Genomic DNA, 12,813 nt, shown 5'->3' with positions numbered 1-12,813 from the left:
CACATGAATGATATTAACAAGGATGAGATTGACGCAAGATGGCATATGCTGGTATGGCGTATGATGATAGTTATATGCAGTATTTCTTTTGTTATTTCATGGATATTATTTGGAGTATACAGAGTAGATAAGAGCATAGGAGCAGGCGCATATATAGTAAAGTATATCGTGCTGCCGATGATAGTACAGGCTATAGCAATCACAATTTGCTATTTTTATATGAAGCACGATGAGGCGGACATAAAGCACAAGAATTATGTCGTGACAGGTATGATATATGTATGTGTCGGTGTTATAGCATTTACATATTGCACCATATACCCGCTTATACTTATTCCGTGTGTCACCATAATTGCCACGGCGTTATTTGCAGATCAGGAGCTGACGGTATGGTCGGGAGTTGCGGTGCTTGCACTCATGGTCATCAATGTTGTGAGATTACATTTGAATGTCGGTGAGCTTGCCACACAGATGAACTGGGTTGGAGCACTGCTCATATACATACTGGTAGTATCTGTTATGTGTGCGATGGTTATGGTCGTCAACAAGCACACGAAGGCACTTATGGAATCGATTGCCGGAAGCTACAACAGACAGGTAACACTGATGAGTGAGCTTATGGTTGATCCGATGACAGGCCTGTACAACAGAAGATCATTTGAGGAGAGCCTTGATAAGGAGATCGAGAATGTGGAGCAGACTGGGGCGAAGTCCTATGTCACCATATTTGATATAGATCATTTCAAGGAAGTCAACGATACATATGGCCACAGCAATGGAGATATAGTTATCAAGGCGCTGTGTAAGATGATGAAGGAGAAGTCGAAGGATATGGGACTTGCCTTCAGATACGGCGGTGAGGAGTTCGTGATACTGTTCCATGATGTGGAACTGTCCAAGGTCATGAATGTTGTTGAGGACATAAGAACAGAGTTCAGATGCTACTATTTCCACTTTATGAACAAGGATGGAATAACCTGTAGCTGTGGTGTCGCTGAGTACACCAAGGGAGAGAGTTCCAAGGCATGGTTCAACAGAGCGGATTCAGCACTCTATAAGGCGAAGGAATCAGGAAGAAACAGAACAGTTATAAGTGAATAAAAAATAACACATTGGGCTGTGCTCAATGTGTTATTTTTTTATGGAATTATTCAAATGTTATGATATGTCCGGCGTTACTGGACATAATCGTTCAGCCACTGAACCACACCGTTGGATATTGCCTTGGCGTAGTTCTCAAGATTTTCATTGAAATAGTCCAGATCGTCCTGGTTGGTCATGAAGCCCATCTCAACGATCATGCTTGTCATATCGGTGTCTCTGATGACTGCATAGTCATCATCGCTGTCTCCCTGGGTTCCGATTCGCACCCCTCGGTTGGAGGTTATACCAACTTCCTCGAGATTGCTCAGAATGTCATCTGCGGCCGCATAACTGCGCTCAGATCCTGAGCTGTGTATCCATATCTCAATGCCCTTTGTGGTGTTTGGGTTGGCTGTTGAATTGCGGTGTAGCGAAACGAAGATATCAGCCTTGGCCTTGTTTGCTATCTTTGAACGGGAGTCGAGCTGTGTGTCGCTGTCGTCGGATCTGGTCATTATGACGTTGACGCCGCTCTTTTTCAGGGCTTTGGCAACCTCCTGCGCAAGACGGAGATTGTCGTCCTTCTCGTAGCTTCCGTCAAGTCCCACAGCGCCTACATCGCTTCCTCCATGACCAGCATCCACACACACCGTGTATGTGTCGTTGGCCTTCTGGAGCATGACAGTCTGTCCTTTCCCCTTGGTGATCTGTGCCTTTGCCAGAAAAAATCCCATGACAAGTATGCACAATAATAGTATGATGTTTATGGCGACCAAAAAGACGACGAGGGAACGCATCTGTTTCAGCGTCATTTTCTTTTTTCGTTTGCTCATGTTTTCTCCTTTGTGGAAATATCTTTGATAAAGATACCTCAAAATCCGATGTTTTTCAACTGGGGATATGGAGAACGTGAACAGCATGGCCGCAGCAGAGGTGTTCTGCGCTTACGCAGTATAAATGTACAGGAGGAATATTTATGATAATAGATTTTCACACACACACGTATCCCGACAGGATAGCAGCCAAGACGGTAGGGCTTCTGGAGAGCAGATCCGGTACAAGGGCACATTCGGATGGCACACTTGACGGACTGGAGAATGACATGAGGAGCAGACATGTGGATGTGTCTGTGGTACTTCCGGTGGCAACGTCTCCGAAACAATATAAGCATATAAATGAATTCGCAGTTGATGAGAATGAGCGCTTTTCAGAGACACATGTGTGGTCGTTTGGAGGGATACATCCCGACAATGACAATTACAAAGAGATACTCAGGGATATATGCGACAAAGGTCTGAAGGGGATAAAGATCCATCCTGACTACCAGGGGGCTTTTTTCAACGATATAAGATATAAAAGGATAATCAGCTATGCCACAGAGCTTGGGCTTATCGTGGTGACACATGCGGGAACAGACATAGGACTTCCTGATGTGACTCACTGCACTCCTGCAATGGCGGAGGAGGTGCTGGATGAGGTTGGGCCTGACAAGCTTGTGCTTGCCCATATGGGTGGATGGCAGATGTGGGATGACGTGCTGAACAGACTTTGCGGAAGAGATGTGTATTTTGACACGGCATTTTCCTATGGACAGATAGACTGGCGGGAGGGGGCATCGCACAGATGGCAGCTTCTTGATGGTGACATGTTTAAGAAGATAGTGGCAGCTCACGGGTCTGACAAGATCCTGTTCGGAACGGACAGCCCATGGTCTGATCAGGAACAGTCATGTGCGGACATAGAGGCCCTTGATCTGGAAGATGTGGACAAAAACAATATATTTGAGAATAATGCGCGAAAATTGCTTGGATTGAAATTGAATTTTTAGAAAAAATACGCGAAAACCTATTGATAATGTTTTAAAAATGTGTTACATTTTTGTTACGCCAATGAAATTTTTCACAGATAGTAATACACGAAAGACATGTCGGAGCCTAACGACATGTCTTTTTTATGTGCTGTGGAGCGGACTGCCCACTGTAAGTATCATTATATGAAGCGGTTTATAAAATAAAAAAGACTTGAGATAAATCTCAAGTCTTAGTAGCTGGGCTACAAGGATTCGAACCTTGAAAATGCTGGAGTCAGAGTCCAGTGCCTTACCATTTGGCGATAGCCCATTGCCTCAACAAATGGTAGTATATACTAAAGCTCAGAATAATGCAAGCACTTTTTTAAAAAAATTTCAAAAAAATTTTTCACCTTGCGATAGCCCTCTAAATAGGGTATAAAATTATAGTAAAATGAGCATCATGGAGGTGGCGTAATGTATTCATATGAAGCGATAGTCAGGTATAGTGAGACTGGTGGAAATAAGATATCCAACATGGCGACCATAGCGAACTATTTCCAGGACTGTGCTATACTGCAGTCGGAGGAGGTCGGCATAGGGCTGGATTATCTGGCAGAACACCACAGAGCATGGTTCCTGGTTTCCTGGCAGATAGAGGTGGTCAGATATCCTGCGATGGGAGAGAAGATCAAGGTCAGGACGTGGGCATATGATTTCAAGGCATCTCTGGGATTCAGAAATATAGATATACTGGACGAGAATGGAGAACGCATAGTTAAGGCGGCATCCATTTGGAGCTATATGGACACCGAGAGGCTGAGACCTGTCAAGATAGACAAAGAGGTGTCAGACGCATATCCGATGGAGCCTGCCATAGACATGGAGTATGCGCCGCGCAAGGTAAAACTGCTGGGCGATGCGGAGACTATAGATACCAGAAAGGTCATGTCTTATCAGATAGACTCCAACAATCATATGAATAATGAAGCGTATATTGCTCTTGCCCAGGAATACGTGGATGATGTTGCGGATATTATTGCAGTCAGAGCGGAATATAAGATGCAATATGTGAAAGATGATGTTATAGTAGTAAAGAGGTTTATTGACGACAGATATGTTCAGATAATCCTGGCAGATGAAGAGGACAGGACAAGGTGTGTTGTCCAGTTTGAACGGAGCAGTAAGGATATATGATATACTGTGTCGACAGAAAAAATTAAGAGGACGGTATGACGATGATAAAGATAGGCGAATGGAATGATCTTATAGTAAAGAGAGAAAAGGAATTTGGTGTGTATCTTGGATGTGCGGATTCTGACAGTGAGGTGCTTCTTCCGAGAAAGCAGGTTCCGAATGGCATAAAGACAGGCGAGCACATCAACGTGTTCATATACAGGGATTCTGACGACAGACTCATTGCAACTGTGAATGTTCCATATATAACTATGGGTAAGATGGCTGTTCTCAGGTGTGTGGGAACTACCAAGATCGGTGCATTCATGGACTGGGGACTTGAAAAGGATATTCTGCTTCCGTTTAAGGAGCAGGTTGGCCCAGTGAGAGAGAACCATGAATATCTGGTCAGAATGTACACTGACAAATCGGACAGACTGTGTGTGTCCATGAAGGTTTATGAGTATCTGAGCAGCAATTCCCCATATAAGCAGGGAGATGCTATATCGGGAATAGTTATAGAGTACAGCTCCGAGTATGGTGCATTTGTCGCTGTGGACAACAAATATTCAGCACTTATCCCGAAGAAGGAGATACACAGTGCCATATATGCCGGCGACCACGTTGAGGGCAGGGTTGCGTCAGTCAGGGAAGACGGCAAGCTGAACCTCACCATGCAGAAGCCGATAAAGATGCAGATTAGGGAGAATGCAGAGATGATATTGAATATCATCGATTCATATAATGGAGTGCTCCCGTTCAATGACAAGGCAGATTCAAAGGTGATAGAGAAGGAATTTGGAATAAGCAAGAGAGCATTTAAGACGGCGGTTGGCAAGCTCCTCAAGGACGGTAAGATAAGGATCACAGAGAAGAACATTGAGATACTGTCCGAGGAAGAGCGGGCAGAGCTTGCGAAAAAAGGAACAACCAAAGCCGATGTTGTAAAGCGTGCAAAGCCTGAGACGAAGAAGCCGGTATCCAGACGGTCACCGGAGCCCGTGCCAGACAGAAAAGGCACTGTGAAATTCACCAGAAGCAATGGCGGAAGGCGCAACAACAGAAAGGCTCTCATGGCGGAGCTGAGCGAGATGGATGAGGAGTAATAGTTCATCATATATAATAGTAAAAAACAGGAGGAACAAAACATGAAGACAATAATAAGTACACCAAAGGCACCAGCGGCAATAGGACCATATTCACAGGCGGTTCTCGTGAATGGAATGCTTTTTACATCAGGAGTTATACCTATCGATCCTGAGACAAATACACTGGTTGAGGGAGATGTCACTGTACAGGCAAGACAGGCGATCGGCAATCTCAAGAATCTCATAGAGGCATCAGGCTCATCTATGGATAAGGTAGTGAAGACAACAGTATTTATCAAGGATATGAATGATTTTGGCAAGATAAATGATATTTACAAGGACTTCTTCACAAGCGATTTCCCTGCACGTTCATGCGTGGAGGTTGCAAGACTCCCTAAGGATGTGCTTATAGAGATAGAAGCCATCGCTACAGTAGAGTAAGCGTATGAGACAGGACAATGTTCAGAGAAAGGTACACGGAGCGTCATGGTTTTTCCTGTCGCTGATATGTGTGTATCTGTGTGTTGTTATGATCCTGTGGAAGACGAATATCGGCTCACATATAACCATGGTTCAGAATCTGATCCTGAGCCAGAGCATGATATTCGTGCCGACGATCATATATATTCTTATAAGCAAATGTGATCTGCGCGAAACGCTCAGACTGAAAAAGACGCACTGGCTGGCGATAATCATCGTTCCGGCATTCGTCGTGGCTCTTGAGCCTCTTATGACACTCATAAATGCCATAAGTCTTCTGTGGGTGGAGAGTGCCACTACCGAGCTTGCAACAGGTCTTGTGTCGAATCATAAGCTGTGGGTGTCAACACTTCTCATGGCGGTCACTCCGGGAATCGTGGAGGAGCTTGCCTACAGAGGCGTCATAATGGGAAGCTACAGATATGGCAGCAGACTGGCGGCTATAATCATAGGAGGAATAATGTTCGGAGCCATGCACATGAATTTCAATCAGATGGCATATGCGATGGTTCTGGGAATGATGTTGGGATTTCTTGCCGAGGCGACAGGAAGTATATTTACGACCATGTATGCCCATTTCTGCTTTAATGAGATATCCGTCATCATCAGCTATATAGCATCACATGTCAGCGTGCTAAAGCAGATGGTGGAGAAACAGGCTTCTGAGGGAATAGCAGCAGATCAGCTCAAGCAGACGATATTGATATATATTCCATTTGCATTTATGGGATTGTGTGCGGCTGCGGCGATGATAGTGTTGTTGGCGTACCTGAATGGAAGGCATATGGATATGCTGGCGATGTTCAGAAGAAACAGGAACGCTGAGGTCAAGAGACCGAGGATCATATCTGTGCCGCTTGTTCTGGCACTGTGCGTATGCATAGGATTTATGATAATAACAGAATTTGTTTTATGATATGTAATACAATGCCTGCACTTTTATAGGTGCGGGCATTTGCATATTAATGCCGTTAATCCCTGTTGAGTAACCAGTAGAAGGAGATGGCATACAGTCCGGCAACACCCACCAGAGTATAGATTATTCTGGAAAATGCAGTTCCGGCACCGAAGATGCCGTCCACTATGTTGTAGCTGAACAGTCCTATAATGCCCCATACGATAGCACCGATTATGGTCAGTGTGAGACATATGCAATTTAATGTTTTCATTTTTGACCTCCAATATGATCGCGCCAAATGCGGCGTTTCAGTATGATGTAATTGTGTGCAGTTATCATTTGAAATATTCATGAGATTCAGGTGACTTGACACAAAAAAGTAAGTGTAGTAAATTTACATATGAATACTTGTTCAAATGGAACACGTGAGTTGCTTGTTTGGGAGCAGAAAGGACCATAGATATGGCAGAAGATAAAAATATTTTTTTTGACAGTTATGAACTGGAACAGGCGGATCTCGCAGATCTGGCAGACCTGTTCAAGGTGTTTGGCGATGCGACACGTATATCCATCATGTTCGCCCTGCTTAAGCAGGAACTGAGTGTCGGAGACATCGCAGAGCGTCTGGAGATGAATGCATCGGCTATTTCACACCAGCTCAGGGTGCTGAAGCAGGCCAAATTGATAAAAAGCAGAAGAGAGGGCAAGAATATAATATATTCCCTGGCCGATGAGCACGTTGTGACCATCATCAAACAGGGTGTTGACCATATACTTGAATAGAATATACGAGAGGTAGAATATGAAGGTAGAATCACTTATATTTGACATGGATGGAACTCTGTGGGACAGCGCGGCAAATGTTGCTGCGTCCTGGAGTGAAGTCCTCGAAAGACAGGCTGATGTGGACATGAAGGTGACAGAGGCCGATATCAAATCTGTTATGGGTATGCCTATGGATGCCATTGCCGACAAGCTGTTCGGAGCGTATTCGGAGGACAGAATGACTCAGCTTATGGATGCCTGCGGAGACTATGAGAACGAGTATCTCCGTGAACATGGCGGCGTTCTGTACGATGGTGTAGAGGATACCATTGCGAAGCTTTCGGGATCACACAGGCTGTTTATAGTCAGCAACTGCCAGAGTGGATATATAGAGGCATTTCTTGATTATTACGGGTTTGGAAAGTATTTTAAGGATATACTCTGCTGGGGAGATACAAAGGTATCAAAGGGCGAGAGTATAAAGATACTCATGGAGAAGAATGGAATAGAGGATGCTGCATATGTCGGCGACATCCAGGGAGACTGCGACAGTGCCAGATTTGCCGGGATAAAGTTTATTCACGCGGCATACGGGTTTGGCAGTGTGAAGGATAAGGATGCGGAGATCCATACATTTGCGGAACTTCTTGACGTGGTGGAGTGATCCGGAAGGTCATTTACAGACCTGCTATAAAACATAATAAACAGAAAAACAGGGAGTATATCATCAGTTGATATACTCCCTGTCTCTATATATTATTTATCCATATGCTCAAGTGCAGCTGCTACAAATCCTTTGAAAAGAGGATGTGGCTTGTTTGGTCTTGATTTGAATTCCGGATGTGCCTGTGTTCCGATGAACCAAGGATGCTCAGGAATCTCGATCATCTCGACGATATGTCCGTCAGGTGACAGTCCGACAAGCTCCATTCCGTTGTCAGTCAGAGCCTGACGATAGTCATTGTTGACCTCGTATCTGTGTCTGTGACGCTCGTGGATATATTCTGTACCGTATAACTGGTATGACTTTGAATCCTTTGCAAGCACACAAGGATATGAACCAAGTCTGAGGGTACCGCCAAGATCGGTTACATCGTGCTGGTTTGGCATGATGTGGATTACCTGGTGGAATGAGTTTGGATTGAACTCAGAGCTGTGGGCGTCTGAATATCCAAGTACATTTCTTGCAAATTCAACTATCGTGAGCTGCATTCCGAGACACAGTCCAAGGTAAGGAACCTTGTGTGTTCTGGCGTAATTGATAGAAGTGATCATTCCCTCTATACCTCTGTCGCCAAAGCCGCCCGGAACAAGGATTCCGTCTATATCGCCGAGGATCTCAGCGACATTCTCCTCTGTTACAAGCTCGGAGTCAACCCACTTGATCTCAACCTCTGCCTTGTTGGCAACGCCGGCATGCTTCAATGCCTCAACTACTGAGATATAGGCATCGTGAAGTGATACGTACTTTCCGACCAGAGCAACTCTTACATTCTTCTCAGGATGCTTCCATGCATCTATCATGCTTGTCCACTCGAGCCATGCCTGTTCTGCAGGTGGAGGACATTCCATATCCAGGCACTCACATACTACATCGGCAAGGTGCTCCTTCTCCATGGCAAGTGGAACCTCATACAGAACATCCACGTCAAGATTCTGTATAACGTTTCTGCTCGGCACGTTACAGAACAGTGCGATCTTATCCTTGATGCCCTGATCAAGAGGAAGATCGGAACGACATACGAGGATATCGGGCTGAATACCCATTCCCTGAAGATTCTTAACGCTCGCCTGGGTAGGCTTGGTCTTGATCTCACCTGAAGCCTTCAGATAAGGGATAAGAGTTACATGGATCATGATGCAGTTCTTAGGACCGACCTCATGCTGGAACTGTCTGATAGCCTCAAGGAATGGCTGGCTTTCGATATCTCCAACGGTTCCGCCGATCTCGATTATCGCTACCTCAGTATCCTTTGCATCGGGATTTCTGTAGAATCTGTCTTTTATCTCATTGGTGATATGTGGCACTACCTGTACTGTGTGTCCTCCGAAATCACCATGGCGCTCCTTCTGAAGGATGCTCCAGTATACCTTTCCGGTTGTTACATTAGAATTCTTGTTGAGACTTTCGTCTATAAAACGCTCATAGTGACCGAGATCCAGATCTGTTTCGGCGCCGTCGTCAGTGACAAAAACTTCGCCGTGCTGGATAGGGTTCATTGTTCCCGGATCAATATTGATATAAGGGTCGAACTTCTGGCTTGTGACTTTATATCCTCTCATCTTGAGAAGACGTCCAAGAGAAGCAGCAGTAATACCCTTACCGAGTCCAGATACAACACCACCAGTGACAAACACATACTTGACTGCCATAATTATATCCTCCATTAATACTTCAAAAAACTACATTAACATATTATAAGCAAGCCATATCTAAAAGTCAATTGAGAAAAACAAGCTAAAAACAAATTAAACTTGGCAAAATAATGCTCTGGCTGTTGAAATGAACGTTTTAGGGTCAGATGACATGAAATAATGAAGCACACTGATGCGTGAAGGCTGTCGCACCTGTGCACGACATACATTATGTCGTTGCACTTGCGTGTATCGACATATACTAATATAATTATAAAAGAGTATGTAAATGTGGGGCGTGCGTCATGCTCACACATAACAAATACGGATTATAATGCATTTTCATGCTTGGGATTGGAATATACAGATTGATGAAAAAGATAACGTTTATACATATATCCGATGTGCTGCTCGGCGCGCTGCCTGACAGGGAGTGTGTATGGAGCGGCGAGAGGAAAAACGAAATATACATGACATTTGAGGCTGTGGTGGCACGTGCCGGGGAGCTTGACGTGGATTTTCTTCTGGTTGCAGGCAATCTGTTTGACCATCAGCCATCTGAGGAAGAGCTTGTATGGCTTGATGAGATATTTGGAAGCTTAAAGCATACAGTGGTCATATATGCTGCTGGATTTCAGGATAATCTGGGAAGTGATGCGCCGCTTCTTGACTATGGTTTCAAATCCCGTGTGTGTGTGATCGGAAGCCCTGGAATAAGACAGATTGGAGACAAACAGACTGGAGATATGGGGTACACAGCGGTCAGGGATGAGCAGGCGACCATGGCACTGGATCATATTCATTTTCCGGACAAGGACGTTGATATATACGGCGTGAGCTATTTTGACAGGAAGATGGATGCCAGGGTGGTGGATGATGCAGAACCGCAGGATGAAGCGGTATGTAATGTGCTGATCGCATGTGGGGGTGACCGGAGACGGATGCCGGTTGACTGGAACAGGCTGCGTGCCAGTGGATTTAATTACATTGCGTTTGGCGGCCGCCAGAAGTATCAGATGAAGATTCCGGGCAAGGCTTATTATTCTGGAAGTCCGGAGGCTGTGTCGAGAGAGTCAACAGGCGCACATGGATATATCTATGGGGAAATGTCTGACGGAGTGGTTTCGACTAAGTTTGTGCCTGCTGCGGTCAGAGAATATAAAAGAATTGATTATCCGGTGGATAACGATACAAGGGACGGTGCTCTGACGGAGGCCATTCTGGGTATCCTGGAGCTTGAGGGACGTGACAATATATATTCCATATGCCTGAACCGTATGGCGGGCTGTGAGAAGAACTTCGATATATCATCCATGCTGAAGGATTACAGAATCCTGGCGGTGGAAGGTGAGAGATTTGAACGATCCGACTACAGTGAATACGCCAGAGCCAACAAAAATACAGAATTTGGCCGATTGCTCGATAAACTGAATGTTGCCGATCTTGAAAGCAGAGACGGAATAAAACTTGCGGTCGACATGATGATAGAGGTGTCGGGGCTGTATGCAAGATCGGGCAGAAAAATGGGCAGGGAGCTTTATCACGATACACTGAGACAGGTCAGACAGATACTCAGGATGAAATGTCAGACATACGAGGCGGACGCTGCGGTCAGGGAATATATGAGCCTGCAAAATGACTACGAGGTCAGCTCTGATGTTCTGGGTGAGCTTAACTCGGTATGGGCACAGGAGAGGAAAAGCGAACTTGAGATCACGACGCTCAGACGTCATCTGGAGGAGCTTCCTAAGGAGTACAGACGAAGCTGGATAAGGACTGGAGTAAGAACAGCACTTGTACCGCTCATGGTACTTGGAATATTGTCGATAGTTATAATGTATGCATTGGTCGCATGGGGGGATAATATTCTCCCGGACGGACGACTTGTGTATGCGATGCTCTTTGCTGTCGGAGCTGCGGGACTTGCATACTATATTGGATATGCGTTGTCAAAATACTGGGGACTCAGGAAGAAGAGTGGAAGAAAGAGATTGACAGCGGAGCTTGAGGAAAGCAGGGCGGAACTTGATAAGCTCTGTGCACAGCGGGATGAGATACACAGCCGCAGAACCGGGCTGCAAAGCCTTGACGGACGAAGAAGAGATATATACGAAAAACTCACACACCGGGAGAAGCTTCTTGATGAAAAGCTTCAGGAGATCCGGGTTATGAGATGTGCGATAGATGAACTGGATGGACTTTCATCATGACAGATGGGTCTGTTCAGCTTTTACTATGTGTTTTTCATTGTGAAATGTCATTATGGCAACAACCTGTATGGATCCAAGAATCAGGAGAAAACCGATCAGATCCATACGGGTGAACTGGGTTCCCAGAAAGATCCACGTCAGCAGGGCACTTGACACGGGCTCGACTGTGACAAAAAGACTCGCCTTCACGCTTCCGAGGATGCTGATGCCGAGACTGTATATTGTAAATGGGATGAGGGAGCCCACAATGGCTACCGCAAGTGAGGCTGCAATTATCCTTCCATCCATGTGAGGCAGTGAGAATGTTTTCGTGACCAGCGCAAGGAAAATGGAGGCTATGAGTGATGACCAGCCTATGATATTTACCAGACCATATTCATTGTAGAGCTTCTGAGGATAAAGGCAGTATATAGTGAAACATACCGCTGAGGTGAGTCCCCATATGAGCGCCGGCCTGGATATGGCAAGGGAATTCAGGCTGCCGTGTGTGGCGATCAGAAAGATACCTGCAAATGCACATACGACTGAGGCGGCTTCATATATATGAGGTCTCTTGTGCATGAATATTGTTGTGTACAACAGCAGCATGATTATGTATGTGAACTGGATCACTGTGCCGGTTGCGGCGTTGGAATGTTCGATGGAAGCGAAGTATGTGAACTGCACGCCCATGACACCTGAGAGTGCAAAGAACAGCATAGATATGACACTTTTAGGCTTTGACCATATGGTCAAAGCCCTTTTATCTCCCTTTACGGCGGCGATGACAAGCAGTACGACACCGGATATAAACTGTCTGATTATGGAAAGCTGTGTGGCATTTACATCTGACGACTGGAACACGTATTGTCCAAGGACTCCGCTTATGCCCCACATGATTCCGCATGACAGAACCAGTATGATTCCGAATCTCTGTGAGTGGTTGATCTGTTTTTCTGACATAACACCGCCTCTTCTCTTGTTAAAAGT

General features: G+C 45.3%; 13 protein-coding genes and 1 tRNA gene. 9 read left to right on the top strand and 5 right to left on the bottom strand.

Features of this window, described 5'->3' with window-relative positions:
- Nucleotides 1-3: 3 nt before the first annotated feature.
- On the top strand, nt 4-1,101 hold the full coding sequence (locus ABUA31_RS04365; RefSeq protein WP_117875354.1) for a GGDEF domain-containing protein: 1,098 nt from the start codon (nt 4-6) through the stop codon (nt 1,099-1,101).
- A gap of 74 nt (nt 1,102-1,175) precedes the next feature.
- Here ABUA31_RS04365 and ABUA31_RS04360 read toward each other — a convergent pair whose 3' ends face one another.
- Nucleotides 1,176-1,916, bottom strand: coding sequence for an N-acetylmuramoyl-L-alanine amidase family protein (locus ABUA31_RS04360; protein ID WP_349818810.1), 741 nt, complete (start codon nt 1,914-1,916; stop codon nt 1,176-1,178).
- A gap of 143 nt (nt 1,917-2,059) precedes the next feature.
- Here ABUA31_RS04360 and ABUA31_RS04355 point away from each other — a divergent pair, with 143 nt between their 5' ends.
- Nucleotides 2,060-2,911 (top strand): amidohydrolase family protein, encoded by an 852-nt coding sequence (locus tag ABUA31_RS04355; protein ID WP_349818809.1) that lies wholly within the window; start codon nt 2,060-2,062, stop codon nt 2,909-2,911.
- A gap of 219 nt (nt 2,912-3,130) precedes the next feature.
- Here the strand turns inward: ABUA31_RS04355 and ABUA31_RS04350 are convergent.
- Nucleotides 3,131-3,203: transfer RNA gene (locus ABUA31_RS04350), tRNA-Gln, on the bottom strand.
- A gap of 146 nt (nt 3,204-3,349) precedes the next feature.
- On the opposite strand from ABUA31_RS04350, the gene ABUA31_RS04345 reads away from it, so the two are divergent.
- The 4 genes from ABUA31_RS04345 to ABUA31_RS04330 are packed head-to-tail and all read left to right on the top strand — an operon-like array spanning nt 3,350 to nt 6,532.
- The gene (locus tag ABUA31_RS04345; protein ID WP_015533431.1) at nt 3,350-4,069 is read left to right on the top strand and encodes an acyl-[acyl-carrier-protein] thioesterase; all 720 of its coding nucleotides are present in this window, start codon (nt 3,350-3,352) and stop codon (nt 4,067-4,069) included.
- 35 nt (nt 4,070-4,104) lie between these two features.
- Entirely contained in the window at nt 4,105-5,154 is a 1,050-nt protein-coding gene (locus ABUA31_RS04340; protein WP_308936789.1) for a CvfB family protein, read from the top strand.
- A gap of 42 nt (nt 5,155-5,196) precedes the next feature.
- On the top strand, nt 5,197-5,577 hold the full coding sequence (locus ABUA31_RS04335) for a RidA family protein (RefSeq protein ID WP_015533429.1): 381 nt from the start codon (nt 5,197-5,199) through the stop codon (nt 5,575-5,577).
- A gap of 4 nt (nt 5,578-5,581) precedes the next feature.
- Entirely contained in the window at nt 5,582-6,532 is a 951-nt protein-coding gene (locus tag ABUA31_RS04330) for a CPBP family intramembrane glutamic endopeptidase (RefSeq protein ID WP_015533428.1), read from the top strand.
- A gap of 55 nt (nt 6,533-6,587) precedes the next feature.
- Here the strand turns inward: ABUA31_RS04330 and ABUA31_RS04325 are convergent, their stop codons facing one another.
- Nucleotides 6,588-6,785: a DUF378 domain-containing protein gene (locus tag ABUA31_RS04325; protein WP_015533427.1), complete on the bottom strand. Its 198-nt coding sequence runs from the start codon at nt 6,783-6,785 to the stop codon at nt 6,588-6,590.
- 191 nt (nt 6,786-6,976) lie between these two features.
- Here ABUA31_RS04325 and ABUA31_RS04320 point away from each other — a divergent pair, with 191 nt between their 5' ends.
- Together ABUA31_RS04320 and ABUA31_RS04315 are read left to right on the top strand one after the other, a co-directional pair.
- Nucleotides 6,977-7,297, top strand: coding sequence for an ArsR/SmtB family transcription factor (locus ABUA31_RS04320; protein WP_015533426.1), 321 nt, complete (start codon nt 6,977-6,979; stop codon nt 7,295-7,297).
- 19 nt (nt 7,298-7,316) lie between these two features.
- Complete coding sequence (locus ABUA31_RS04315) at nt 7,317-7,943, top strand: HAD family hydrolase (RefSeq protein ID WP_055224256.1); 627 nt, start codon at nt 7,317-7,319, stop codon at nt 7,941-7,943.
- 92 nt (nt 7,944-8,035) lie between these two features.
- Here the strand turns inward: ABUA31_RS04315 and pyrG are convergent, their stop codons facing one another.
- Nucleotides 8,036-9,652: a CTP synthase gene (gene pyrG, locus ABUA31_RS04310; protein WP_015533424.1), complete on the bottom strand. Its 1,617-nt coding sequence runs from the start codon at nt 9,650-9,652 to the stop codon at nt 8,036-8,038.
- A 353-nt stretch (nt 9,653-10,005) separates the two neighbouring features.
- Between pyrG and ABUA31_RS04305 the strand changes: the two genes are divergently transcribed.
- On the top strand, nt 10,006-11,844 hold the full coding sequence (locus tag ABUA31_RS04305) for a metallophosphoesterase family protein (protein WP_349818808.1): 1,839 nt from the start codon (nt 10,006-10,008) through the stop codon (nt 11,842-11,844).
- Here the strand turns inward: ABUA31_RS04305 and ABUA31_RS04300 are convergent.
- Nucleotides 11,839-12,786, bottom strand: coding sequence for a DMT family transporter (locus ABUA31_RS04300; RefSeq protein ID WP_349818807.1), 948 nt, complete (start codon nt 12,784-12,786; stop codon nt 11,839-11,841). The two genes, ABUA31_RS04305 and ABUA31_RS04300, sit on opposite strands and share 6 nt — an antisense overlap.
- Nucleotides 12,787-12,813: the final 27 nt, after the last annotated feature.

It is taken from the genome of Coprococcus sp. RTP31081st1_H1_RTP31081_211007 (assembly GCF_040227275.1).
GTDB classification, from domain to species: domain Bacteria; phylum Bacillota; class Clostridia; order Lachnospirales; family Lachnospiraceae; genus Coprococcus; species Coprococcus aceti.
This window is presented reverse-complemented; position numbering and strand designations above follow the sequence as displayed.